Below are 26575 nucleotides of genomic sequence, written 5' to 3'. Positions count from 1 at the left end.
AAAATATATTACAATGCCGAGAAAAATCTCGTTATTTTTATCCACACTTACAATCAGTTCCTCCTCCACAACTTTTCTTTTTCTTTTTAAAAAAAAGTGTTTTTACGAGATAGCCTACTGCTATAACAACTAATATATAAGCGATGATTTCTTGTGTATTCATAGAAATATCTATTTATTGAGTAATTCAAAAGCTACATTTATTTGTGCTTCTACCGCTATTTTGCCTATTGCTAAGGTGTCGTCGTTAGCTTCTGCTCCGCTACTACCTAAGCTCACTTTACTGGATCTGAAAGTAGGTTGTACATCGTTAAAGTTTGATGAAAGTTCTTTAACAGCAATGGCTTTGCCTATATTTTGGTCTAAACTTACCGCATAGAGTAGTGCTTTTTTACGAGCATCTTCAATGGCAGCTACACGAGCGTCTTGTAAATGCTTTTCTTTATTCTTCACATCGAAACTTACACTGTTGATACGGTTTACGCCTGCATCGAAAATAGCGTTCATTAAACTATCGTATTTGCTAATATCTTCTAATTTGATAGTAATATTTTGTAAAACGCGGTATTTATTAATCTTGTTATAATCGTCTTTATAAAGTGAAACATAGCTGGTTTGGAAGTTTTCCTTTGGCAGTTCTTTACTCAAAGTCTCCAAGACTTTGGCTACTTCTTCACTGTTTTTTTGTCGCAAATTTTTAAGGTCAAGTCCTTCTCTTTCTATACTGATGGAGATGTTTACGACATCGGGGGTAACATATACAATGCCTTCACCCACCACTTGCACTGAAGGCGTTTGGGTTTGTGCTATTGCCATTGTCGAGAGCAATGAGAATAATAAAATGTACTGTTTCATATGTTTGTTTTTAGTTTATTATATGCAATTTATATGCCAAAGGTGCAAGGTCGCATAGGCATTAGCTAATGATTAATGGTTAATGATTAATGGTTAATGGTTAATGGTTAATGATTAATGGTGAATTTGGGAGAGGATTATACAAAGCTTATAGGATAGATGGACGAAGAGTGGTTCTACAGTGGCTCTACAGTGGCTCTACAGTGGCTCTACAGTGGCTCTACAGTGGCTCTACAGTGGCTCTACAGTGGCTCTACAGTGGCTCTACAGTGGCTCTACAGTGGCTCTACAGTGGCTCTACAGTGGGTCTACAGTGGCTCTACAGTGGCTCTACAGTGGCTCTACAATGAAGACTAACCAAAGATTAACTGAATACTAACTGAATACTGATTGAGTTTAGAATGTTACTAATAGCAATCAAGGGTTGAATTAACCTATTGATTATAAATATTCCCCTTACAATACCTTTCTCTCGCTGGTTATCTTCAAAAAAAGACCGTACAAAGCACACGAGGAGGTATAAAATTAGCAAATGAAACAGAAAATTAATTGAAGAAGCTCGGAGGCACGAGCTACAAGAAACGCATTAGCGGAGGGATTCATTTAATTCACGGATTTTAGTAACAAGTTGCTTAGGTTTTACAAAGACATTCTTCAAAAGGATACTGTAAATCAGAATTATATATAGAAATGATATTAACTTTTAATTTTGTATGTTTGCTATAGTAAGAATTTTTCCTATTAGCCTATTTGTTAATTATTTTGTACCTTTGCCCCCTCGATAGATAAAACAATGAACACACAACAAAAAATCATCATTTATAAGACCGACGACGGTAAGGTGAAAATCTCGCTTTTTGCCAAAGACGGCTCGGTATGGTTGAACCAAAATCAGCTTGCTGACCTTTTTGACACCTCTGTTCCTAATATCAGTATGCACATATCTAATATACTAAAGGATAATGAATTATCTCCAAATTCAGTTATTAAGAATTACTTAACAACTGCCTGTGATGGGAAGAATTATGAAGTTACCTTTTACAGTTTGGATATGATTCTGGCTATTGGATTCAGGGTACGCAGTAAGCGAGGAGTTCAGTTTAGGCAATGGGCTAACCAGTACTTGAAAGAATTTATGGTAAAGGGATTTGTGATGGACGATGAACGGCTGAAAAACCCCGATGGGCGACCTGATTATTTCGACGAATTACTCGCCCGTATTCGCGACATTAGAGCTTCGGAAAAACGCTTCTACCAAAAAATAAGAGACTTATTTATGCTCAGTAGCGATTATGATAAAACCGATAAGGCGACCCAGATGTTTTATGCACAAACTCAAAATAAAATTCTATACGCTATCACAGGTCAAACGGCTGCTGAACTGATTGTCAGTCGTGCTGATGCTTCGCAAAACAATATGGCACTTACCTCGTGGGAGGGAAACATTGTGAGGAAAGGGGATATTTACATAGCTAAGAATTACCTTACTGATAATGAGATTGATAGCTTAAATCGGTTTGTAATGGTATTCTTAGAATCGGCGGAATTAAGAGCTAAAAACCGACAAGACATTACTATGGATTTCTGGCGTGAGAATATCGATAGGATTATTGAATTCAACGATAAAAAAGTACTAAAAGGCAATGGCTCAGTGAGCAACGAACAAATGAAAACAATAGTGAGAAAAGTGTATGACGAGTTTGAAGTGAAACGGAAACAATATGATGCTCAGCAAGCTGACTTAGAAGATTTAAAAGAAATAGAAGAATTAGAAGCGCATATAAAACTGCTAAAATAAACAAATGAAAACCAAAGAGATACTTATAAAGGGTGCTAAATTACACAACCTTAAAAATATAACTGTAGGGATTCCTCGTAATAAGTTAGTGGTGATTACAGGACTTTCGGGCTCGGGTAAATCATCATTGGCGTTTGACACGCTTTACGCCGAAGGACAGCGCCGTTATGTGGAGAGCCTATCGTCGTACGCGCGTCAGTTTTTGGGTAAGTTAGACAAGCCCAAAGTAGATAATATCATAGGAATTGCGCCTGCCATTGCTATTCAGCAGAAAGTAAACACTTCGAACCCACGTTCTACTGTGGGCACTTCTACCGAGGTGTACGACTACTTGAAACTGCTCTTCGCTCGTATCGGAAAAACATATTCTCCTATTTCAGGTCAAGAGGTAAAAAAACATACGGTTACCGATGTGGTTGATGCGGTGATGCGCTATCCAGAAGGCACAAAACTGTTGCTTTTAGCCCCTGTGAGTATCCCCAAAGACCGTACCGTAGAGCAAGTGCTCAAACTCCTATTACAACAGGGCTATGCACGCATTCTATACAAAGAAGAAATCATTCGTCTTGAGGAAGACAATTTGCCTAAGAATCTCGACAATTTCCAATTGGTAGTAGATAGGGTGATTGTGCGTCACGACGAAGACTTTCAGCACCGTCTTGCCGATGCCGTAGACACGGCTTTCTTTGAAGGAAAGGGTGAATGCTACATTCAAGAAATGGACGGAGTGGTACAAACGCATTTCAGCAATCGGTTTGAGTTGGACGGTATCACTTTTTTAGAGCCTAACGTACACTTATTCAGCTTTAACAACCCTTATGGGGCTTGCCCAAAATGCGATGGTTATGGTGATACTATCGGACTTGATGAAGACCTTATCGTACCTAACACAGGTCTTTCGGTCTACGAGAATGCTATCTATCCTTGGCGTGGCGAGACGATGAGTTGGTTTCGTGACCAATTGGTGAATAACGCCTATAAGTTTGATTTCCCGATACACAAGCCTTGGTTTGAGCTCACCGATGAGCAGAAACAATTGGTTTGGGACGGCAACAAGTATTTCACAGGACTCACCGATTTTTTCAAAGAGTTAGAAGAAAAAAGTTACAAAATTCAAAACCGAGTACTCTTGGCGCGCTATCGCGGAAAAACGCGTTGTCACGAATGTCACGGCAAGCGTTTGCGCAAAGAAGCTAACTACGTGAAAATAGCAGGCAAAAGCATTTCGGACTTGGTAGAATTGCCTATTGAAGAACTACAAGTCTTTTTCAAAGAACTCAAACTCACCGACTATGAGCAAGAGGTAGCTAAACGATTGCTTTTAGAAATTAACAACCGCTTGCAATTCCTTGCCGATGTGGGCTTAGGTTACTTAACCCTCAACCGAAAATCAAACACGCTCTCAGGGGGGGAAAGCCAGCGCATTAACTTAGCAACCTCGTTGGGCAGTAGTTTGGTAGGCTCTATGTACATACTCGATGAGCCTAGTATTGGTTTGCACCCGCGCGATACCGAACGACTGATAAGCGTACTAAAATCCTTGCGCGACTTAGGCAATACGGTGATTGTGGTGGAGCACGACGAGGATATTATGAAAGCTGCCGACTACATCATCGATATAGGTCCTGAAGCGGGCACGCACGGTGGCGAAGTAGTAGCGACAGGCACTTACAACGAACTTCTAAAAGCCAACACCCTTACGGGGAAATACCTCAGTGGGCGCTTAACAATTGAAATACCCAAAAAGCGACGCACTTCGCCTCACTACATCACTTTGGTAGGTTGCCGTGAGAACAATCTCAAGAACATCGATGTTACTTTTCCTTTGGATATGCTCACGGTAGTTACAGGGGTATCGGGTAGTGGAAAATCTACTTTGGTGAAAAAGCTACTCTATCCTGCTATTCAGAAAGAATTAGACTTAGGGGGAGAGAAAATCGGTCAGTTTACCAAAATAGAGGGCAAATACAAGCACTTGCAAAGTGTGGAGTTTGTAGACCAAAACCCTATTGGAAAATCCACCCGTTCAAATCCTATTACCTATATTAAGGCTTACGACGATATTCGCGCTCTCTTTGCAAATCAGAAATTGGCAAAGATGCGGAATTTCCAATCCAAACACTTCTCATTCAACGTTGATGGTGGTCGTTGTGAAGTGTGTAAAGGCGAAGGTGAAGTAACCATAGAAATGCAATTTATGGCTGATGTGCACCTCACTTGTGAGGCTTGTGGAGGCAAACGCTTCAAAAAAGAAGTGCTTGAAGTGATGTACGAAGGCAAAAACATAGATGACCTGCTGAACACTACTATTGACGATGCCGTAGCCTTCTTTCAAAAGCACAAACAAACCAAAATAGCTGAAAAACTCAAACCTTTACAAGATGTAGGTTTGGGGTATGTAACACTGGGGCAGTCCTCCTCTACCCTATCGGGTGGGGAAGCCCAACGGATAAAATTAGCGTCGTTTCTATCGAAATCGGACAGTAAAGAAAAGGTGCTTTTCATCTTCGATGAGCCTACCACCGGTTTGCACTTTCACGACATTCGAAAGCTCTTAGACTCGCTGCAAGCTCTTATAGAAAAAGGGCATTCAGTAATTATTATAGAGCACAATGTAGAGATGATAAAATCGGCTGACTACGTGATAGATTTAGGCTTAGAAGGCGGTGCTAAGGGAGGCAAGCTCGTAGCGACAGGCACGCCCGAAGAAATCGCTAAAAACAAAAAGAGCTACACAGGAAAATACTTAAAACTGAAATAAAAAAGAGTTCGGCATTCTTACCGAACTCTTTTTTATTGATAATCCTAATAATAAACTACGCTTGACGAAGTTGCTTTTCCAAAGCAATAGCTTTAGGGAAAAGAATATTGTTTTCGAGGTGAATATGACGATTTAAATCGGTTTCAAACTCTTGCAACATTTGATACGTTACCTTGTAAGTATTACAAGCGTCGGCAGGAGGCGTATAGTTATTGGTAAGCTTTACTATTTCCTCGAAACGCTCACCTTCTGCACTGTGTTCGTGCATCATCATTGCGATAGGGTTCTCTACCGTACCGAAAGGTATATCGCCAAGAGGTTGCCCTGATTGTTGTGCTTTTACAAGGCTTTCGATAAAAGGGAAAAGCACTCCTTCTTCTTTTTTAAAATGCGACTCGAGGTCACGAGCACTCTCATTAAAAATACGATTGATTTCAAAAAGCTCAGGGTGACGCTCGCCGTGCACACGACATAGCTTATCGAGGAACTGCAAAAGCATAGGGGTTTTGTCGTGCACGTATTGATGATGAATGCGCACAATATAGTTAGCAAGCAAGTCGAGAGGCCAATCGCGTACATCGACCTCGTTGCTATTGCCTTTGGGGAGCGCTTCTAACTCGCTAATAAGCGCGTTTTTCTCTACTTCTTTTTTCTCACAGGCTTCGTCGATAGTACGACCGCCTTTGCAGCAAAAATCAATACCGTGTTTTTTAAATATAGCGGCAGTGCGAAAATCGTCGGCTACGATTTCGCCAATGGTTTTGTTTGTTGTTATACTCATAATGATTTAATTTGAGAGGGCAAAGGTACGAAAAGTATCCGGATAATAAAAGTGTATTATATCTTTTTTATTTATTATACAAATACTATACCTTAGAAATAAGGTAGTTTCCGCTTTTAACATTCCTTTTACATTAACAAATATTTAAGACCTTTATTTTAACATTAAGAAAATGTTTGAATCCTTTTATCGTTCTAAAATGAATAAAGGAAAGGGTAGCACAATAGCTTTTTTATAAGGATTTTGGACATTTTAAAGAAGATAATATTGTCTTAAAATGGCAAAAGTAAAATTTTAACATTCATTGCGTTATTCTCGGGATTTTAACATTTTCTTTGCGTTTTATCTGTTAAAAACGATTTTTTAACAGATAAAACGCAGTGTTTTTAAAGATTTAGTGTGTAATTATTAACAGTAAAATAAGAATTTCAGCGACAATAGTTATATTTTTTTGCATATTTTTTTGAATATTTTTTGGTAGTTACATTTTTTAACGTATCTTTGTGCCATCAAAAAAGATAAGAGACTTTTTCATAACCAACAACAAAGAAATAAACAAACTACAAGTTGTGTATAAAAACAAGAATGTAATTGTAAACAAAAAGTTTTTTTCATAATTTTTATTTTTAAGTTTTCTTTTTTATTATTAAATTCAAGAGGCTTCTAAGGGGTTAGAAGCCTCTTTTTATTTAAGCCGGCCGTAGCACGGCAGGCACTTTAAACTAAAAAGAGTGAAACTATGCCTCAGAAAGTAGTAGCACGGCGGGCAATTGATTTCAGAATTGGAGTGCTTGAAAGATTATACATAAAAAACCGTTATAAGCTATACTTATAACGGTTTTTTTATAACTATTATTTTAAATATTTAATTCTTATGGGATAGGAAATGGTGTATAACCATTATTTTGCAAACCTCTGAAATTAGAGGTTAATTCACCACTCCAAACTGTTTTATAGGCTTGTATACTTGAAGCTGGAACATATAGTACTAAGTTTTGAGCAGTTCTTATACCTCCAAAACTACTATCAACAGCAGGAGGAGTTGTAGCTCTACAAGTTACTTTTACAAGGCTTGTACCTGAAAAAGCAGCTCTTCCTATTTTCTGTAAAGTAGCAGGAAGGTCTACTTCTTTTAATTGTGTATTTACATCGAAAGCTCGTTGTCCTATAATTTTAACTTTAGGCATTTCTACTTTGGCTAATTTAATAGCACCTTGGAAAGCGTTCAACTCTATTTCTTCTACATTATTTAAGTTGATACTTTCCATCACGCTTTGATCTTTAAAGGCTTCTGTAGCTATTTTCTTCACATTTGCAGGGATTATAACTGCTCCTGTGAGTGTTACTCCGGCTTTCACGCCTTTAAGTACATCTCCTTCGATAATAAAGTTAGAGGTATCTACTTTGCTTACTGTAATAGTTAGGCTAAGTTCACGACCTTTACCGTTATCACCATCGCTATTAGTGAGTTTAAATGTAAAAGTACCCTCTTTTTTACCTGTTACTTTTATACCTGTAAAATTACCATTAGAAAGTTCTTTTCCTACACCGTCTAATTCTTTTGCATACTCAACAGTGGCAATATCATTATTTACACCTTCGAAAGTAAAGGCATTGTTATAGATATTGGTTAAATCAATACGTTTGGTTTGCCCAACTCCTACTTCACCGCTTTGTACTGCAAGGAAAGGAGCTCGTACGTGTACAATAAAACTTCCTTTAGGGAATCCCTTCTTTTTGTCGTTCTCACCTGCGGTATCTTCAAAGTATACTTCACCGGTTAGTCCCTCGCCTATTCCTGTTACAAAGAATCTGTTTCCATCTTTGCGAACTTGTGCTAAAGCAGTGGAAGTAGATTTGATATTTACTTTATCTATAGTACCATTATATTTCTTTAGCAAATTGGTAACTTCTACTTCTACGTCTCTATCAACAAATACGGTTTTACCCAAAACGGCTATACCTCTATCTGTTTTCATTTCGTCTTTTACAGTTACATTGATATAGGCAACTCCACCAGTTTTACTTTCTATTTTCACACGGGTTTCGCCTACTTTACCGCCTACTTTTTTGCTAGAAATAATAACATTAATATCTTTTCCCATATTAGCGATAGCCACGTCTACATCTTCAGATTCGGGCTTTAGGATACCGTCGGGGGCAGTTACTTTCACGGTTGTTTGCCCTCCTAAGTTAAGGGTCACAGCCGTTTTCTCTAATATGATATTAGAGTCTCCCTCTTTATCGTCTTTTTTGCAGCTAAACAGGGTTGCTGAAGCCAACACTAATAAAGCTAACATCATTAGTCTAGTTTTCATTGCTAAATACATTTAATTAAATTTCGCTACAAAAATAGGTATTTTTACAATACAAAACAAACTTTTAGAGATATTATTATCTACTATTTTGTGTTATTTGTAACATTATATATTTAAACATCTGACAATCAAGTGATATTATAAGAATTTTATTAGAGTAAAATTATTGTTTAATAAGAGAAGTATAGGTTAAACGCACGAGGGTTTCTTTAAAGAAAATCAAACAAATAGGTAAAAGTCTTTCAATTGACAATTGATAATTGATAATTGACAATTGATAAATGTGATGTGTACGGAGCTACAGTGGCTCTACAGTGGCTCTACAGTGGCTCTACAGTGGCTCTACAGTGGCTCTACAGTGGCTCTACAGTGGCTCTATAGTGGCTCTACAGTGGGTCTACAGTGGCTCTACAGTGGCTCTACAGTGGCTCTACAGTGGCTCTACAGTGGCTCTACAGTGGCTCTACAGTGGCTCTACAATAGCTCTACAATAACGATTAATTAAATTATAATCGAACATTAATTGAGTTTATAGTGTTTTAAGTTAATGCGAGATTGGTGTAAGAAAAAAATGTAGCTTACGCTACAGAAATCTTACAAATCTTAAAATAATCAAACAAATAGGTAGCAAGCCTGGAAGTCTCGCGCAAATTTCACGGATTACTCAGCTAAAGCTGAGGAATTTCACGGAACAGTAATGAATAAATTGTAACTGATGTTAATTATGATGCATAAGATAGGGGATAAAACTGATAACACCAAAATAAGCCAATAATACCAGAAGTGAGGAAATGAGAGAATGAAGAAATTAGCAAATGGGGAGTGTGTATAAGATAAAAATAAAAGGCAAAAGGTAATAAATAAAGTGAAGGAAAATACAATGACCATTATAGCTGGGATAGCAATAAAATTTTTAAGAAATGAAAAAGGGCTACCCTTAACGGATAGCCCTTTCGAAATAAATATTAATTAATGTATAACCTATGAAGCAAACAAATCTTAACGATATAGTGTGAAGTTACCGTTGAAGGTACGAGTATCGTGTTCGTCGCTAAGTTCTACGAGGTACCAATAGTCGCCTGTTGGCATATCTCTACCGTCGTACTTACCATCCCATTCTTCGCCTGCTCTAAGCGTTTTGAGACGACGACCGTAGCGGTCGTAAATAGTAGTACGAATGAACGGATACTTATCTACCCTGCGTGGTGCCCACGTATCGTAGTTGCCATCGCCGTCAGGAGTAAAGAAGTTCGGTATGAATACATCGAAGTATTCTTCATAGAACGTTTTGGAGAACGTACAGCCTGCTGCATCGTGTACTACTACATCTACAATTTTGAGTTTCTTACCGCTCACTGGATCGGTGTATTCACGGTCGTTCATTCTCAATTCGTAGACGTTATTGGTATCGTAATCCTCGCCATTGAATTCATAACGATAAGGTTTCACACCGTTTACACCTTCTACTTGTAGTGTATTGATAACGGTAGTAGGTGATTTCACGATATTGTTCAACTGGCGATACTCTACCACAGTTACTAATTTGGTAGCCATTTGAGTACATTGTTTAATAGCTCCGGTAACTGAATGGACATCGGTATAGATAATCTCTAAGGTTTGAGTTGCTATACTCATATTAAACCTGTTCTGGTCGATATAGCCGACATTCAAACCGTTGTTACGCGAGAAGGTTTGTGGTGTAGTAGCTCCGTTGAGTTTGTAGGTTATCTTATTGAAATCTACTTCGTCTTTGAAGCGTACTTCTATCCAAGTTGTGAAGTCGTTATTATCACAACTGAAGCCTTGCTCGGTAGTTGGGTCGAGGTCAGGAGCTGAGTAAACGCTGAACTTATAAGTAGGTGACATCACACAGCCGTTGGTTGTACTGCTTACGCTATCGGTCACCACAATCTCGTAATCGCCTTCGGTTAAGTTAGAAGCGCGGATTACGGTTGCTGATGAGGTAGCATAATCGGTATGTGCAGGAACGTTAGAGCCTTCTTTCATTATAGCGATGTCGTAGTTAGGACGACCGCCATCAACGGTGAACTCTATCCAAGCGTCGTTACCTTTGTGGCATACGAGCAAGTTAGAATCGGTTACTTTCACTACGATAGGCTTAGGTTCTTTTACTTCCAATTGTCGAACGATGAGGTTACAACCCCAAGTATCCCAAATTTCAACGGTGTACATACCAGGGAGCAAGTTGCTAAAGGTAGTACCCGATTGAGTATTGGCATTAAAGTTAGAATCTACAATGGTATAGTAGTAACTGCCTGAGCCACCTCTAACGCTTGCTGGGTCGATAGTAATCTCACCATCGTGGTCACCTTGACAGGTAACATCACGAGTTACAGAAACAGTAGCGGTAATTGGGTCGGGTGATTTCAAGCCTACTTGAGTAGTACCTGAAACTACTGAACAGCCCCACGCATCGGTAACGGTAACGGTATAGGTTACTACACCACCAGGAGTACCCGTAGATACTAAGCCTGTGAACAAGGCACTATCGCCATTGAGAGCTATAATTTTCCGACCTGTAATAGCACCGCCTTGGATATTGACAGTATAAGGAGCCCAACCACCTGATACGGTTACAAGTATCTCACCAAGATTATTATCGCAAGTTACGCTGTGTGTTTCCTTAGCAAAAGCAGTTATAGGAGCTTCGGCTTGTACTATCTCGAAGGTAGTTTCGGCTTTACAGCCTGAAATAGCCGAGATAGCTTCTACCTTGTACTTGCTTGCTGGCAAGCCTGCGTGTACTATGGTAGCACCTGTAGAGTTACCCGTAATAGGAGTACCTACTGGCAACGGATAGATTGTATAGCTAAATCCGTTAGCCACTTGGTCGCCGTCAGAAAGGCGGGTATCGGTAAGTTCTAAGGTAATAGAACCCGTACCGCCGTAGCAAGTTACCCTTTGTGGGTTCTTAGCTTCTAACAACAAGGTGTTAGGATCGAGCACGGTATAGTTGGTACTTACCTCGCAACCCGTAATCATATTCTTAGCTCTTATCACATAAGCGTAAGGTTCAGTAAGGGTGAATGTATAAGTGAGTGAGTTAAGCGTTACTGGAGGTATTACGGTAATAGTACCCCAACCTACTTTGCTCACTGAGTACTCGATAGGTTCGCCACTGTATACGGTGGTAGTGCTGAGGGTTACAGAGATGTTTTCATCTACATTACAAGTCTTCGCTTGTAACTGAGTAGCGGTAAGACTGCTCATCATAAGTGTAGGTGAAATAGTCACTGCGGTAGTAGTTGCACTACAACCATTGGTATCGTACACCTGTGCATAATAACTATTAGCAGTAGTTAAATAGCTTGGTAAGGTGTAACTATAAGAGGTTACTCCCGGAGTTACTTGCTGTTGATAGAGCAAGGTACCTGAGGCAAGCTCTCGGTATTCAATACGTGTATAAGACTCAGTACCACCTGTTACATTATTCAAATCGAAAAGCAATTGTGGATTAGTAACTTCACCGGTATCAGCATCGCAAGTGTACTCTTTTTTGCTAAGGGCATTGGTAGTTGAGATTACATCAGGAGAGGTAACCGTTACTTCAATGGTTGATGAACAAACTTGTGCACTTACAGCTGTAATACGGTAGGTAGCACCACCTAAGATAGCTGCTCCTGATGGTACGTTATTAAAGGTTACATAATTACCATTTAGAACCTGAGTAACACCTGGTACTGCCACACCTGCATTATCGGTGATTGTGAAGGCATATGGAATACCATCAACAGGGTTTGCTTTTATACGTACGGTAGCAGTTTCGGCATAGCAAGTAGGTGTAGTAACCGAAAGGACTTCGAGTCTAGGTATTTCAGGAGGTCTTACTACGAAGTCTAACGACTTAGCACATTCGGCAGGAGTACCCCAAGTAGCTGCATCATAGATATTGATGAGGTAGCTACCTATACCACCATTGGTTATTACACTATGTGCATTACCTGTAACATTAGCCCCTGTAACCACTGGCACAGCACGTTCGTTGGCAGTACCTTTGTTAATCACACGGTAAAGACTAAACTTATAAGTACCTGAACCACCTGTGATATTAGTTACATTGATAGTTACTGTATTAGTAGCACCACAAGGCAACAATGGCAAGTGACTTGCATCAAACTTAATCATCTCGTGTACTCTAAATGTAGTACTAGTTTCGCAACCATTAGCATCTTTAAATGAGATGCTGTACGGATTTGGATTTGGTGCTAAGCGTATTGGTAAAACAGTTTCAGTAGCTACTGTTATGTTTTGCCAATTCACAATACCGTCTATCTTGTATTGATGTTGACCAATACCTATGCTGTTAAATTTCACTCTAATAGGATAATCGGTATTATCGCTACAAGCGTCATCGACAGTAATTGAGGCAACAGAAGGTTGAGAATCGACGGTTACGGTAACTGTGTTTTCTCTCAAACAGCCAGAAGTATCTCTGACGAATACTTTCCAAACACCTGCTTCTACGTCTTTTGATTCGTTATCAGTAGAAGTAGTGAGGGCATTATCTAAGGCAGTACCAGTAGGTGCTGGCGATACAGTAGTATTGTGATAGTAATACTGATAAGGGGCTGTACCACCTGCGGCATCTACTACTATCTTACCGAGACCTTGTGGTTGCGGTGCTTGACAGTTTGCCTTACGGGTAACCGTAGCAGTCATTGTCAATAAAGACGCTGACTTACCTATGGTAAAGTTGGTAGTACCTTGTGTACAGTTAGTACCACCCTCAGTAAAGAGGACAAAATATCTACCTGCTGGAACATTTTCTATTACTACATCTTGACCTACTGCGGGAGCTGCTGTGAGTGCAAAGCTTCCGTTAGCTACAGCAGTTCCTAATGACGGATAAGTAGGTGTATAGCGGAATACCTGATAGGTAATATTATTATTTGTCCAGTTCTTCAAGTGAACAAACACTTTACCGTCATTGGCATCGGCACAAGTAGTAGAAGCAACACCTGTGATAGTAGCTTCTAAAGGCGATCGTGTAGGTACAGGTATATTAGCTTCTTTGATAAAGGTACACTTGCTATTTGCATCGTACACGATAAAGGTATAGGTTACGCCTGGTGTAACACCTGTAAAGGTGTAAGTAGAGGCGTTTTTAACACTACCATCGGACAAGAGAGTAGGTACCACAGCACCACCGTGGAACCAAGTATCGGTACCACCAAGAGGGTTATTAGTTATTTCTTGTACACTGGTAGTGGCTCCATAAGGAGGAGTAATACCTTCACGATATACGGCGATGTATTGGTTAGCACCAATAGTTCCACCTGACTTATCGTACACTGAGATAGCTATTTCACCGGAGTTGGCTATACAACCTATGGTGGCTGTACCTCGTGCGTCTAAGCCATTAGCATCGGATTTTACAACAAAGTCATAAGTATACTTACAAGACTTAGCATCTTCTACCACTATTTGGTAGTTACCAATGTCTAAGTTCATAAAGGTTTCTCTTGAACCAGTAGCTACATTAGTACGAGTAGCATTCACCACGCCGTTCTTATTTAAAGTAACAGTGAATGGTGCAGTACCTCCTTTATTCACCCAAGCGCTTGCCTGAGCTTTCTGAGTACCCGTAGTAGAGCACTCAAGGTCAGTATGGGTAACAGAGACTACCATTGCAGGTACTTCGGTAACAGTAAGACCTAATGGGTCGGATTTACAGTTTGAAGCATCTACAATTGTAAGAGTATAGATTCCTTTTGCCAATCCTGTAATATCACCTACTGGACGTGTAACGGTGGTAAGACCATTATTAAACTCTATAGTATAAGGAGCTACTCCTCCTGAAATATTGGCATTGTTGAAGAGTATCTTACCTGAATTAACGCCTGCGCAGTTAATACCTTCAACAGTAGGCGTAACTACAAAAGCAGGAGCATCTTTCTTGATTTCTTGTTTAGGTGAAATCACTTCGCAATAGTCACCATTAGTCATTTGGTAACGTATCTTAAAGTAGTAATCACCTGGTATCTTAGTTTTGAAAGTATAAGTATTACCAGACTGGCTAATAGCAATACCTGTAGGGGCTGCTACTGTAAAGTTGGCAGTAGGTGAATTGCTCCACAAGAACTGACGAGCACCCCCTGCTTTACCACCAGAGTAAGTAATATCATACTCAGCTTCGCTATTAGGTACACAAGTTAAAGCTGCTTTAGAGATCACTTGCATACGCAATGGGTTGTCTATAGTATAAGAAGTGCTTGTACGACAGTCGGCACCATCTTTTACTTCAAAGTTATAAACACCAGCCGATAGGTTTTCGTAAATGATAAAGTTCGTAGCACTGGACTCAAAAGTTGCGCCTCCGTCTTTACTAAACTGATAACTACCATTGCCATTTATTACCTTCACTTGCAAACGACCTGTAGCACCACCTTTAAAGCAAGGTTCTAAGTCTACTACTTCTATTTGCAATGGCTTAGGCGCTGGCACATCAAGAGTAGCCGTCATTGTACAACCATTGTTATCCTCTACTTCAATTACATAAGTACCTACCTGTAAGTTAAAGTCAGCTTCGTTATTTACAGCCGGTTTCGATTGTGATGGTGTAGCACCTGTTATAGGAGTAAAGCGGAATGTTTTATAAGGTCTTGCACCTCCTTCGGCAGTAAAGCGTACTGTAGCAAAGTTATTGAAGCAAGACAACGGAGCTGTAACCGTTGCTGTAACCGTTAAAGGTACTGGCTTGTTAATAGTATAGTTAAAGGCTGTTTGGCAACTGTGTTCATTAGCTTTGCGCACCAATAACGTACCATTATTTACTGCTGGAATTCCTGTGAGAGTAGCCACCCCTTGAGCAGGATTAAGCTGTGTAAGGGTAACACTCGTCCAAGTAGTAGTACCCGCTATTTGATATTCTACTACAAATGTAGAAGGTGGATTATCAACTGTTAAGAAGATAGAACCATCATTCTTACCACATTTTTCATCGTAGGTAGTACCACGTGCTTTAAAGCCTTTGTTATTGTCAATCTTCACTGAAAGACCTTCAGCACGCACTTGGCATATCTTAGTAGGTTGTGTAATCACAATATCGTCAACTGCTAAATCACTACCCACAGTAGAAGCGGCTGCTATATTTCTAATCTCAAATATATAAGCATTAGAAGTTATATCAGTAGTTGCAAAGGTTACTTTCTTATTGAGCCAAGCTCCTGTACGAGGAAGTTCACCTAATGACCTTTCAACGTATTGTGCTGGGTTACCAGGATTGTACAAGCGTACTACCAAGTTAGGGTTAGTACCACCTATATAGGTAACAGGTAATAAGTTGAACAAGTTCACTGATACACTCATTTCTTGACCGGCTACTACGTCTCTAATCGTGCGCTTGTAAACAATACCATTATCATTATCAGGGCTACTTCCGTTGATTGCTAAATAGCGACCATCGGTTACTCCCGAAGCGTCTGACGGTGGTGTAGATACCCAGTAAGTTCCTGTAGTAGGTACTTGGCGAGTAATCATATACTGGTTATCGCCCAAAGTAGTACCGTTGGCATTACAAGTAATAAATACCGACTCGGAGTCGCAAGTATTCTTACCTTTACCAAAGTCTTCTTTAAACAACACATTAGGAGTTGTGCCCGTAGCTGTCTTCGGTGTATACCGCACATAAACACTATAAATACCTGGGTCTAATGTAAAGACATTAGAAGTACGTGTTTCGCTGAGGGTACCATCGTCTTTAACAATGTCGTATTCGTAGTTACCTGCTGGGTTAGTAGTTACCGTAAAGGTACCTTTACCCTCACAGTCATAAGTAACAGTAGAAGCACTTACGGTAGCAGGTACTATTGGTTTTATGGTAATAGGTATTTCAAGAGTACATTTATTACTATCGCGTACATATACCACACTTGCTGTAGAGCCTACACGCAAAATAGGCACGGTAGTAAACGACACATTATTAGTACTAAACTCATAACCTGTACCAGTACCTCCTGACACATTGTTAATATGTACTATATACTCTTTGGTAGGTGTTGAAGTATCACAAGAGATATCCTCAGCCACTCCTGCATAAGCACGCAAAGTGCTTTCTATATCTTTAATTACAATATTGCGGTTCCTATAAGTACATATATTAGTAGTAGATAACTGTATTTTTATTTCCACTTCATACTTACCAGCTTCCAAGTTATTGAAGAAACCTGTAGAGTTGGTACCCATATTTTGTACTCGTGCTCCTGTGTCGTCTAACTTGTAAAGAGTAGACTTCACGTTTTGCTGTGTATTATAAGTAATAGACACCTGTCCGGAGTTATTAGCAAAGCCACACAGGATATCGCGAGTTTTGATTGTATAGCCTAAGAGTCCTTCTGGATAAATATCCACAGGGGCAGTAAGAGCATAAGCTGAGTTGGCATCTTTGGCAATGAACACATATCTACCAGGTTGGTCTATATGTATATCACGCTCTACAAAGCTACTACCGGCAGGTATGGTAGCTATGAAAGCTGAGGCAGGTACATCGGAGTAGTCAGTATAGCCGTTTTGTACTACGCCGTCAATACTCCAAATAGCAAACTGATAAGGATTCTTACCTCCATCGGCTTCAAAGCGAGTAGTAAGTGAGTTACAGTTCTTCCAAGCCTTAGGAGTTACTTTGGCAGTAAGTGTAGTTTGCTTTTCTATTCTTTGTATAAAAGTTGCCTTACAAGTGCTTGGCAAAGCTGGTGAAGTAACCTCAACAGTATAGGTATCAGGGGCTATGGTTATAGGCACTCGATATTCTGAATTAGTAGTAATCACAAAAGCTTGTCCGTTTTGGTTCACTACATTGCCTGCTGAGTTTTTCAACACATATTTATAAGCAAGACCTGCCGTAGCCATACGTATAGTAATGAAACCTTGCTGATAGCTGGTTACATTGGCAAAGTCTATTATTTCACCTGAAAGTGAATTGGTAAATACATCAAAATAGAAGTATTTCTCACAGTTGTTATCCTTGTCTGACACACGCAAGCGGAAATGACCTTGTGCGTTGGCAACAAAAGTATTGTTGCTATGTACATCTTCCCAAGCGCTATCATCTAAGTTCGGACAGTTCAAGCTTGATGGCGAAGAGCCTGCTTTTAGCTTTTGCCACATTATATTGCTGTCGCGGAAGTTCACCACTATATTACGTGAAGGTTGATTACACAAGATAAAGTGACTTACCCATAAGTTGTTACCCGCACACACATCTCCTCCGTTAGCTTGAGGTTTGATAGGGTCTGGTAGGTCTTTGCTCAATGTCAATTTTATCTCTTCAGTGGTTGTGTAAGTAACGTTGCCACACACTGCTATCTTTTCTACTTTATAAGTAGCAGGGTCGCTTACCTCTATATAGTTATGATTTAGCGGATTAGGTTGTTGCACACCGTTCTTATACCAGTTATAGCTTACAAATCCTTCTATAGCAGTAAGGCGTGTATTGGTGCCCGCACAAGCAATCTCAGTACGTGAACACTCTTGTGTAGATATCGCAATAGTTTTAGAGCCTGTGCTAGTTTGCTCAGGAATAGTACAAGCTGCCGTTCCTCCTGAGTAAGTTAAAGAGTAAGTAGCTTGTAACACATTCATACAAGGCTTACCGATTACTGAACACTCTCCTTTTAGAGTAAGAGGAATGAGTATGGTACGCACATTACCCCCTGCTGTAAGTGTTTGCTTAGGCAGTGTAAAAGTAATCACATTACCCGATTTAGTAAAGGTAGGCTTGTAGATAGTAAGGGTAGCCCCTGTAACATCAGGAGTACCTATGGTAATGTTAGGGTGATTAGGCAAAGTAACCTCCAAGGTCGACGATACTACCCCTGCAGTTCCTTTATTTCTATAAGTAATGCGATAGTTGAAGTTCTCAGTAAGTGATAAATCGCGGTTGATAGGCGTTCCTGTACCATCTACAAAATCATTGGTAACCTCCATATCTACGGCACGCGATTTTACTACCACGTTAAAAGTACAAGTAGCTGCATTACCTGAGGTATCCTTAAACACATAGGTTACCGAGGTCGTTCCTATCGGGAAACGCTCTCCACTTTGGTGAGTCTGACTCCAAGAGCCTATACGGCAGTTATCGGTTGCCGTTACCACTCCCCAGTGTGCTATTCCGTAACACTGGTTAGCTACTGCATTTACTTCAATATTTTGCGATGGACAACCTGTAATCACAGGAGGTATGGCGTCAGGAGCAAAGTTTACAGTGATAGTATGACTGCCCGAGTTAGTAGTACACAACCCGAGGTCTTTCAAACTGTAACGCACCACATACTGGGTATTGCGTGTTACCGTATCACTAATAGTTTGTTCACTACCCAAGAAAGTTTCAGTAGCATCAGTCTCTATACGGAACCACTCTATATTGAAGAGTTGAGCCGAACCGCCAAAGGTAAGGTCTACCACATCACCATTACAAGGGTTCGTGCTTCTTGCTACATAGGTAACTCCTGGTGAAGTATAGTTATTTGCCGTTACCAAAGCCGAATCAGGGTAATCACCACAAGCGTGAGAAGTGGTCACAGCATAAGTACCGTCTGGTACGTTCTTAAATACGTACCCCGTAGCAGTAGAAGTAGCTCCAAATACTGGCGATTTAGTTTCTACTCCTGTAACGGTATTCTTAATACTGAATTGTAATGGATAACGGATATACTCAGGATTGGTAACGTTCACCGCTATAAGTCCTGTTCCCGATGCCGCACTACACGAAGTACCTACCACATCGCGTTTGAGTTCTCCCGTAGGGCTCACGGTTAAGTACACACGACTGACGTGAAAAGCTCCTGTCCCATCATTCACTGGGTCAGAAGGTTTATGAGTGTCAGGAGAAGGGATTACACTATACAAATTCATACTATTAGCTGGATCAGTAAAGTACTGTTCCCTCTGTGAAGCTTTCCCTACACTCCATAGTTGTTTTATACGTGCGTAATAGAAATAAGTAGACTGTAACAGATACTCTCCTGCTGATAAGTTATTAAAGGAGTGTGAACGGTCGTTACTTCTACCTACTACTTGGTCATAGCCTGTAGTAGTCTTTTTTAATAAAGTATATTGTGCGTAACGAAGTGTTCCTACTGGAGTCGCCTCTATTTCATACGAAATTTTTGCTGCTCCCACACATCCTTGCTCTACTCTCACCTCATCTTTGTCATACTGCATTGGGGTGTTTAAGTCGAAGTCCTTGGTAGCTTCATTGCCACAGCGGTCTTTAATAGTAATACTATATCTACCTTGTGGAAGGTCTCCAAACTCAAAACGATACGTTTCATTAGCGGTATCAGGGTTTCTCACCTCTTTTACTATAGGAAAAGTATACGTTACTTTGTGTAGGGGTTCAAAAGGTAAAGCGGTTTGGAAGTCAAATGTACGAGTAGTACCACTGTGCCCATCGTCTAAATAATCAACAGTCACAGTGATAGGGTAATTAAATTGGTTTCCTGCTACCCATTTGCGTATAGATACAGTACCTTTAAATATCCCTCTATTAATTTCTATCCCGTCAAAACGCTCATCTATCTTATTAGGCAAAGGAGCCATATTTACAATACGCTCCGGCTCATAACACTGAGTAATCCCTACAGTTTTAAACTTCACCTTATAGTAGCCATCAGGTTGTGAAGCTAAATCGGCATACAAACTACCGTTGTTGTTTATCCAAGTATAGTCAGTCCCTGGCGTAAGAAGTAGCCATTTAGCAGGGTTGCCTATTTCTGACTGTGTATAAGTAGCATTCCAACTGGGGTCGCCTGTACCTGTATATTTGTATATTTCAAAGTAAAATCCTTTGGCTCCTGCTGCTGATGGATTTTTTACCCAGTCTGCTGGAGTAAAGTTCTGCCAGTTGTAGAACCCAAAGTACATCTTATCAGAAGCAACATCTGGGTTAGGCAATTCTATTTTTTTCCAATTAGCCTCTACGTACAGATACTTAGCTGAAGAACCACTGGGGCAAGGATTAGCAGGGTCAGCGTTTAGGTCTGAACGGTTCACTGCTAATATCGCTGTCGAACCTGCTCTGTCCATATATATAAATGGGTCGTGCGAGTTCGTAGGGTTCAATTTGTTCTTTACAACATCTACTAAGTCCTTATCAAGTTTGAACTTCTTAACTATAGGTGTTTTCCCTAACTTAATAGTCAGTTCAATAATATCTCCTTCTTGAAAATGTACTCCAGCTATATCATTGGTAATAAAAGAATAAGCACTGGATTTTTGTGGGCGAGCTCCTGTGCGATAAGAAGAGGTAATATCATAGGTATTTTTATAATTCCCGGCTGAGTCATAGTGTTTTATAACAGCGGTGCCAGGTTTCCCTTTAATTTCATTCTCTAAACTTTGTTGTATACCTACATTGTCTTTTCGTTTTATACGAAATGAAAAATTAAACTTACAATCAGCTCCTACGCGTATGCCTGAATTCTCATTGTCGAGTTCAAACTCCATACAGTCAATATTCAATGAAGAAGCCGCTACTGAAAAAGTAGTTTTATTGGTTTCCCCACAATTCGGAGTTCCATTCATTGTATCTTCTACGGTAAGCTCATAACCACTTCCTGTAGTAATTGGTTTAGCATCAGTTCCTTGAATAGTGATTTCCAAGTCTTGCCCCGCAACAGCATTATGAGTGGCATTATACAGCTCAGTACCCCCTTTGGTAAGGCGCACTTTAAAAGGTCCTTTGGCTCCTTTCTGTATTCTGAAAACCACGCTACCGTCATTACCATTCCCTGTACAAGACGGCGGTACCGATTTAAAACTTTTAAAAGTTGGTGGTACGTACGAAGAAGTAACCGTTACCACTTTAGGTAAAGTAGATTTCTGGTTATTAGCTACATTCACCATTGTAACAGTATACGTACCCGCTTTAAGCGTAGTAAACTCGTGTTCATTTTTACCCGTCACTCCTATTTCCATAGGCCAGGTACGACCGCTCGGGTCACCAGGTACATCGAGTTTTACCTGCAACTTGGTACCTACAGGCCCCATAGTAGTAGGAAGTGTTACCTTAATCTTCCCATCTGAGGCACATTGCCCTGGTGTTGTGGAAACATTAAAGTTGTTTAAGTTCAGCGGTGTTTGAGCCGAAAGCCCGAAGACCGTCATTACTATAAAAACAATTGTTAGAAAAAACTTTCTCATAATGCTATATATGCTATTTTGAAACAATAGTATCACTATACTTTAATGCACAAAAGTATATATTTTTCTCGAAACAGCAAAACCCTTTTATTGCGAATGTTAAAACAAATGTTGCTCTTCTACCCCTTCCCTACCCCGCTCTTTCAACGGAAAAACCTTACACAACTATAACATTATTAATTACATACAACTGTGAAAAAGAAAAACAATCTACCCTTTTAGTCCGCTATTTTTTAGCTATATTTTAACTTTTTGTATACAAAAATTTAACATTTCCGAGACGCTATTTTGGTAAAAAACACCCTCTTTTTTCACCTCCTTTACACAGATAATTGGAAGTTTTTACACAAAAACTTTTATCACCTTATTTATATTATGTATTCTATCTCAAATTCATCTTCGTTTAATGTTTATCCAATCTATATAGTTCAATGCTTATCCAATGAGCCCTACACCTTGCCAAAGTTTCTATTCACCCGTCGTGCTACGACCTTTAGCAAAGTTGAAAATCACTCACCCATACTCTCTTAGAGTTACCCGTAGTAGCCGAGTAAGTAAATAAAGAGAGAAGTTTTTGTGAGTCTCTCCAACTAATTTCCAAATTTTCTAATCCTCTTTTTCCAGCACATTCCCTCTAAACTCCTCCATAAAATTTACTAATCTCCAAATTTTCTAATTTGCTAATTCCCCTTTCCATCACACTCCTCCCCATTTTCTCATTTCCAAATTTGCTAATCCTCTAATTATCCCTTCTCCTTTCTGTCGCTACATTCCCCCTCTCCTTGGGAGAAGTCTCCGAATAGGAGAGTATGTGAACGGGGTGAGGATTCTTTTTCTTTCGCCTCGAAACCCCGTTTTTACCGTTTTTTGTATCGCTGTATTATATTATGAATCAACTTTTTATATACCCTTTCTATATCAATCGTCCAAGATTCGTATAAGCTTCCTATAAGCTCTCTATAAGCTAACCACACCCTCCTTACACCCTTTTTTCATCAAAAACTCTCCCTCCTATCTTCCGAACTTCTCCGTTTTCTTCCGAATCCTCCTAACAGTCCCCAACACATCGCTTTTTCATCTTAAACTTTGCCAAAGTTAATTATTAGCATTATTAGCATCTACCCCATTTTCTCATTTTCTCATTTTCTCATTTTCTCATTTTCTCATTTTCTCATTTTCTCATTTTCTCATTTTCTCATTTTCTCATTTTCTCATTTTCTCATTTTCTCATTTTCTCATTTTCTCATTTCCTCATTTTCTCATTTCCTCATTTCCTCATTTCCTCATTTCCTCATTTCCTCATTTCCTCATTTCCTCATTTCCTCATTTCCTCATTTCCTCATTTCCTCATTTCCTCATTTCCTCATTTCCTCATTTCTGTCATTATTTATTTTTTTTCGCTTTCTCCCTTGCTAATTCCTATTTGTTTTGTACCTTTGCCCAAAAATAATAAGCACCTCAACAAAACGAGGTTTTATCAATGAAACGTTTAGTAATATTAGGAGGTGGTGAAAGTGGTGTAGGAACTGCCATTCTCGGTAAACAAAAAGGCTGGGAAGTATTCCTTTCCGATAAAGGCTCCCTAAAACCTCACTACCGCGAAACTCTTAACAAAGAAGGCATTCAGTGGGAAGAAGGCACACACACCGAAGAGAAAATTCTCTCAGCCGATGTGATTATGAAAAGCCCAGGTATCCCGGATAAAGCTCCTATCATCAAAAAAGCCCACGAAAAAGGCATTGCTGTGATTTCTGAAATAGAATTTGCAAGCCAATATACCGATAGCCTCATTGTAGGTATTACAGGTAGTAATGGTAAAACCACTACCACCTTACTCACCCATCACATTTTCAAAGAAGCGGGATTGCAAGTGGGACTTGGCGGAAACATAGGTTATAGTTTCGCCGAATTAGTAGCTACCGAAAATCCACCGTACTATGTACTCGAAATCAGTAGTTTTCAGTTGGACGGCATAGAGCATTTCGCCCCCCATATCGCCGTGTTGCTTAACATAACTCCTGACCATCTCGATAGGTACGACTATAAGTTCGAAAACTATATCGACTCTAAATTCCGTATCGCGATGAACCAAACTGAAAATGATTACCTTATCTATGATGCCGACGACGAGGTAATTACACAGTGGCTCAGCACCCATACTATAAAATCTAAACTCATACCTTTTTCTATAGAGAAAGAACTCCCACAAGGAGCTTTCTTAAAAGATAATAAAATATACATTATGTTAGAGAATCAAACTACTGAAATCGACGTTGAAGAAATTAGCCTTCGTGGCAAGCACAACATTAAAAATACAATGGCAGCAAGTGTAGCTGCTCGCTTGGTAAATATCCGCAACAACTCATTGCGCGAAAGTCTCAAAGGCTTTAAAGGTGCTCCCCACCGCCTCGAAGAGGTGAAAGTAGTAGATGGCGTTACTTACGTAAACGACTCCAAAGCTACTAACGTAAATTCAGTATTCTACGCTCTCGACACCATTAAAACTCCTATCGTGTGGATAGTTGGCGGACAAGACAAAGGCAACGACTATAACTCTCTTTTGCCTTATGTACACGAAAAAGTAAGAGCTATTGTATGCCTCGGAGTCGATAATTCCCCTATTATTCAATCGTTTCACAACACAATAGGCACGCTTGTCGAAACCCGCTCAATGGACGAAGCTGTAAAATTAGCACAAGGTTTTGCTCAAGAAGGCGATACAGTACTATTATCCCCCGCTTGCGCCAGCTTCGACCTCTTTAAAAACTACGAAGAACGCGGAGACCTCTTTAAAGCAGCCGTTCAGAAACTGTAATAATGCGCGAATGGATAGCCTCACATATCAAAGGCGATAAAACCCTTTGGGCGCTTATACTCGTCTTTACCCTCTTCTCCTTCTTGGCGGTGTACAGCACCAGTACCAACTTAGTGTATGTAGTGGGTAAGGGGACTCCTTTTGGCTACCTCATCAAGCACTTGGTGTTTGTAGGGGTTGGCTATCTCACTCTTTATATCGTGCATCGTACACCTTATCGTTTTTTCCGTCCTGCTTCTAAACTGGGGCTCATCTTAGCGGTGCTCCTGCTCATCTTTGCAAACCTTTCAGGAAGCACCATCGAAGGGGCAAACGCCAGCCGATGGCTCAGCGTAGGAGGTTTCTCTTTTCAGCCCTCCACCTTTGCAATGGTAATGCTGATGGCTTATGTAGCTTCTTATTTAGCTAAAAACTACGGCAAAAAACTCTCTTTCAAAGAAACTATCTTACCCCTGTGGATGCCCGTAGGAGTGATTGCAGCCTTAGTGCTTCTTTCTAACCTATCCACCGCAATGCTAATCCTCAGCTCAGTGCTGATGCTCACTTTCTTGGGTCGTTTCCCAATGAAACATATCTTTTCAGCTATAGGCATTGCTATTGTTTTCCTTGCACTTTTCTTATTAGTAGTAAAAGCCTTCCCCGATGCTTTCCCCAATAGAGTAGATACTTGGATGAGTCGTATCGAATCGTTTATGGGAGGCGAGGACAACAAAGAAGGCTATCAGATAGAGCGCTCCAAAATGGCTATTGCCAAAGGAGGTATAATGGGACAAGGAGCAGGAAAAAGCACAATGAAAAACTTCCTCCCCCAAAGTTCCTCCGACTTTATTTATGCTATCATCACCGAAGAATATGGCTCATTAGGAGCTATCGTTATAATGGTGCTTTACATACTACTGCTCATTCGCATTGTAGTCATTTCACAAAAAGCACCTACCCTCTACGGACAGTTATTAGTATTAGGCTTAGGTTTCCCAATACTCTTGCAAGCAATCATTAATATGGGAGTAGCAGTAGAACTCTTTCCCGTAACGGGGCAGAACCTACCTCTTATCAGTAGTGGGGGTACATCACTATGGATGACGTGCTTAGCCTTAGGGTGTATTCTCTCCGTAAGTGCCCAAAAGCGCAAAGACGGTAAGATGGAGAAAGACAAACCCGAAGCCGACGTAGAGGAAGAACTCGCTGAAAGCGCTCTCAGACAAATGAAGAAAAACACCAACAATGAATGATATTAGGGATATAAAAAGGACTATTAATCAAGATATTGTTAAGAAGATTTTTAGCAATAAAGCTAATGCTGTTGCTTTTCTGGAATTATATGATGGCTATGAGAGGAGAGCACTCATCAAACAATCATCTAACGAGTTGTTTAGTGAGATTGTAAAGATATGGAATTACAATGATGCAAAAGACAAAATAAGACATATATTTAAGTCCTTACCTAAGTTTCAAAACGGATTAAACGGAGAAGAGAATATTGCTATTCTGTTAGAAGAATGGCGTACATTAGGATTGGGCAAACTCAATTGGCCTTTTTCTCAAGGTCAGTTCGATAGTTTTGTACAAACACTTAATACAGAAAACAATACACGTTCAGAGAAAGATGAAAAAGTAAAATTAGCTGCTGTAAAGTACAGACGTATAAAGGAACTTAATACCGAGCGCAACGACTTTTTAGAGACTTTAGTTTTTCTGAAAAACGACAATATCATACCCACTCTTTCGCATATTCGTGGGGTTGATTTCTTTATCGATGGCGTAAGCTACGACCAAAAAGTATCGCGTAGTCCTACCAATGAATTTAAAAGAGATTTCGGTGAGCATTGGAAAACAACAGCTATTGAGCACCCTGAAAAAGTAGCCGAATATCTGTACAAGTACCAAGATGAAGGTAGATTCGGGGCAAACCCTCGATTACTGATAGTCTATTTAGATGAAGATATTTCACCTATTAGAATACAACAAATCATAGAAAATACGAACTTAGTAACACCTTTCACTATCTCTTTTGATTTTAATCATAAAGTTATAGGATTGAAAACCTATAGAACAGAAGCTTTTGTAATACTCTTGCATAACTAAA

General features: G+C 39.8%; 12 protein-coding genes. 7 read left to right on the top strand and 5 right to left on the bottom strand.

Features of this window, described 5'->3' with window-relative positions:
- Nucleotides 1-37 precede the first annotated feature (37 nt).
- Nucleotides 38-163: a FeoB-associated Cys-rich membrane protein gene (locus ACSQ7D_RS03130; RefSeq protein WP_002675350.1), complete on the bottom strand. Its 126-nt coding sequence runs from the start codon at nt 161-163 to the stop codon at nt 38-40.
- An 8-nt stretch (nt 164-171) separates the two neighbouring features.
- Complete coding sequence (locus tag ACSQ7D_RS03125; RefSeq protein WP_308766181.1) at nt 172-855, bottom strand: SIMPL domain-containing protein; 684 nt, start codon at nt 853-855, stop codon at nt 172-174.
- 159 nt (nt 856-1014) lie between these two features.
- On the opposite strand from ACSQ7D_RS03125, the gene ACSQ7D_RS03120 reads away from it, so the two are divergent.
- The 3 genes from ACSQ7D_RS03120 (at nt 1015) to uvrA (ending at nt 5414) form a co-directional block, all read left to right on the top strand.
- The gene (locus ACSQ7D_RS03120) at nt 1015-1212 is read left to right on the top strand and encodes a hypothetical protein (protein ID WP_437135335.1); all 198 of its coding nucleotides are present in this window, start codon (nt 1015-1017) and stop codon (nt 1210-1212) included.
- A 436-nt stretch (nt 1213-1648) separates the two neighbouring features.
- Complete coding sequence (locus tag ACSQ7D_RS03115) at nt 1649-2653, top strand: virulence RhuM family protein (RefSeq protein WP_009419174.1); 1005 nt, start codon at nt 1649-1651, stop codon at nt 2651-2653.
- 4 nt (nt 2654-2657) lie between these two features.
- Complete coding sequence (gene uvrA, locus ACSQ7D_RS03110) at nt 2658-5414, top strand: excinuclease ABC subunit UvrA (RefSeq protein ID WP_437135333.1); 2757 nt, start codon at nt 2658-2660, stop codon at nt 5412-5414.
- 55 nt (nt 5415-5469) lie between these two features.
- Here the strand turns inward: uvrA and ric are convergent, their stop codons facing one another.
- Entirely contained in the window at nt 5470-6195 is a 726-nt protein-coding gene (gene ric, locus ACSQ7D_RS03105) for an iron-sulfur cluster repair di-iron protein (protein WP_128091697.1), read from the bottom strand.
- 872 nt (nt 6196-7067) lie between these two features.
- The gene (locus ACSQ7D_RS03100) at nt 7068-8525 is read right to left on the bottom strand and encodes a leucine-rich repeat domain-containing protein (RefSeq protein ID WP_437135332.1); all 1458 of its coding nucleotides are present in this window, start codon (nt 8523-8525) and stop codon (nt 7068-7070) included.
- Between the two features lie 274 nt (nt 8526-8799).
- Between ACSQ7D_RS03100 and ACSQ7D_RS03095 the strand changes: the two genes are divergently transcribed.
- Nucleotides 8800-9018 carry a hypothetical protein gene (locus ACSQ7D_RS03095; protein ID WP_437135330.1) on the top strand — a complete coding sequence of 73 codons (219 nt, stop codon included), beginning with the start codon at nt 8800-8802 and terminating at the stop codon, nt 9016-9018.
- Nucleotides 9019-9512: 494 nt separating this feature from the next.
- Here ACSQ7D_RS03095 and ACSQ7D_RS03090 read toward each other — a convergent pair whose 3' ends face one another.
- Nucleotides 9513-21674: a T9SS type B sorting domain-containing protein gene (locus ACSQ7D_RS03090; protein ID WP_437135328.1), complete on the bottom strand. Its 12162-nt coding sequence runs from the start codon at nt 21672-21674 to the stop codon at nt 9513-9515.
- A 1480-nt stretch (nt 21675-23154) separates the two neighbouring features.
- On the opposite strand from ACSQ7D_RS03090, the gene murD reads away from it, so the two are divergent.
- From murD to ACSQ7D_RS03075, 3 genes are read left to right on the top strand one after another with little or no spacing between them, the layout of a single operon-like run.
- Nucleotides 23155-24489 (top strand): UDP-N-acetylmuramoyl-L-alanine--D-glutamate ligase, encoded by a 1335-nt coding sequence (gene murD / locus ACSQ7D_RS03085; RefSeq protein ID WP_437135327.1) that lies wholly within the window; start codon nt 23155-23157, stop codon nt 24487-24489.
- 2 nt (nt 24490-24491) lie between these two features.
- Nucleotides 24492-25721, top strand: coding sequence for an FtsW/RodA/SpoVE family cell cycle protein (locus tag ACSQ7D_RS03080; protein WP_437135326.1), 1230 nt, complete (start codon nt 24492-24494; stop codon nt 25719-25721).
- On the top strand, nt 25714-26574 hold the full coding sequence (locus ACSQ7D_RS03075) for a hypothetical protein (protein WP_437135325.1): 861 nt from the start codon (nt 25714-25716) through the stop codon (nt 26572-26574). The genes ACSQ7D_RS03080 and ACSQ7D_RS03075 overlap by 8 nt, the downstream gene beginning before the upstream one ends.
- Nucleotide 26575: the final 1 nt, after the last annotated feature.

The organism is Capnocytophaga sp. G1920 (assembly GCF_051417515.1).
The sequence above is the reverse complement of the archived record's forward strand: the minus strand, read 5'-3'. Positions and strand labels throughout refer to the sequence as shown.

Coding starts and splice junctions, on each gene's coding strand:
- ACSQ7D_RS03130 (WP_002675350.1), bottom strand. CDS start 163: ATGAATACACAAGAAATCATCGCTTATATATTAGTTGTTATAGCAGTA.
- murD (WP_437135327.1), top strand. CDS start 23,155: ATGAAACGTTTAGTAATATTAGGAGGTGGTGAAAGTGGTGTAGGAACT.
- ACSQ7D_RS03090 (WP_437135328.1), bottom strand. CDS start 21,674: ATGAGAAAGTTTTTTCTAACAATTGTTTTTATAGTAATGACGGTCTTC.
- ACSQ7D_RS03080 (WP_437135326.1), top strand. CDS start 24,492: ATGCGCGAATGGATAGCCTCACATATCAAAGGCGATAAAACCCTTTGG.
- uvrA (WP_437135333.1), top strand. CDS start 2,658: ATGAAAACCAAAGAGATACTTATAAAGGGTGCTAAATTACACAACCTT.
- ACSQ7D_RS03125 (WP_308766181.1), bottom strand. CDS start 855: ATGAAACAGTACATTTTATTATTCTCATTGCTCTCGACAATGGCAATA.
- ACSQ7D_RS03120 (WP_437135335.1), top strand. CDS start 1,015: ATGGACGAAGAGTGGTTCTACAGTGGCTCTACAGTGGCTCTACAGTGG.
- ACSQ7D_RS03100 (WP_437135332.1), bottom strand. CDS start 8,525: ATGTATTTAGCAATGAAAACTAGACTAATGATGTTAGCTTTATTAGTG.
- ACSQ7D_RS03095 (WP_437135330.1), top strand. CDS start 8,800: ATGTGTACGGAGCTACAGTGGCTCTACAGTGGCTCTACAGTGGCTCTA.
- ACSQ7D_RS03115 (WP_009419174.1), top strand. CDS start 1,649: ATGAACACACAACAAAAAATCATCATTTATAAGACCGACGACGGTAAG.
- ACSQ7D_RS03075 (WP_437135325.1), top strand. CDS start 25,714: ATGAATGATATTAGGGATATAAAAAGGACTATTAATCAAGATATTGTT.
- ric (WP_128091697.1), bottom strand. CDS start 6,195: ATGAGTATAACAACAAACAAAACCATTGGCGAAATCGTAGCCGACGAT.